The following is a 430-nucleotide window of genomic DNA, read 5'->3' as shown; positions in this document are numbered from 1 at the left end:
AATCTAGTCTTTTTACCAATGGCTACGAAACTAGGTAATAAAACGGATGAAGAAGTGTTTATTAAACAAATCATTATTGAGGGTGTTATTGGGGTTCAATCTGGACAAAACCCGAAAGTTCTGCAAGAAAAATTAAGTGCTTTTTCAGTAGTAAATAAAAAAGCAAAATACGAAGAAGACGTTCTAGGTGAAGAGAATGTTGCCTCGTAAGCGCCAGCGCCAAGAAGAAAAAGGCGCACCAAAGTGGATGGTGACATTTTCAGATCTTATGACCCTCATTTTAGTCTTTTTTATCCTGCTGTTTTCCATGTCAGTTGTTGACGCTCAGAAGTTTAGAGCAATTGCTGATTCATTTAATCAAAGACAAATATTTGAGTATATGCCATCAGCTATTGAATTTGAAAATCCTAGTCAAGAGCAGGGAGAAGAG

At 36.7% G+C, this 430-nt stretch carries 1 protein-coding gene and 1 pseudogene; both read left to right on the top strand.

What is annotated here, in order from left to right:
- Positions 1–210 (top strand): annotated as a pseudogene (locus KH400_RS21315) (motility protein A); the annotation flags it as partial.
- Positions 197–430, top strand: a 234-nt coding sequence (locus tag KH400_RS21310) for a flagellar motor protein MotB (RefSeq protein ID WP_281418768.1), incomplete at its 3' end; no start/stop codon positions are given. The pseudogene KH400_RS21315 and the gene KH400_RS21310, both read left to right, overlap by 14 nt.

The organism is Desertibacillus haloalkaliphilus, from assembly GCF_019039105.1.
In the GTDB taxonomy this organism is placed as follows: Bacteria; Bacillota; Bacilli; order Bacillales; family KJ1-10-99; genus Desertibacillus; species Desertibacillus haloalkaliphilus.
The sequence above is the reverse complement of the archived record's forward strand: the minus strand, read 5'-3'. Positions and strand labels throughout refer to the sequence as shown.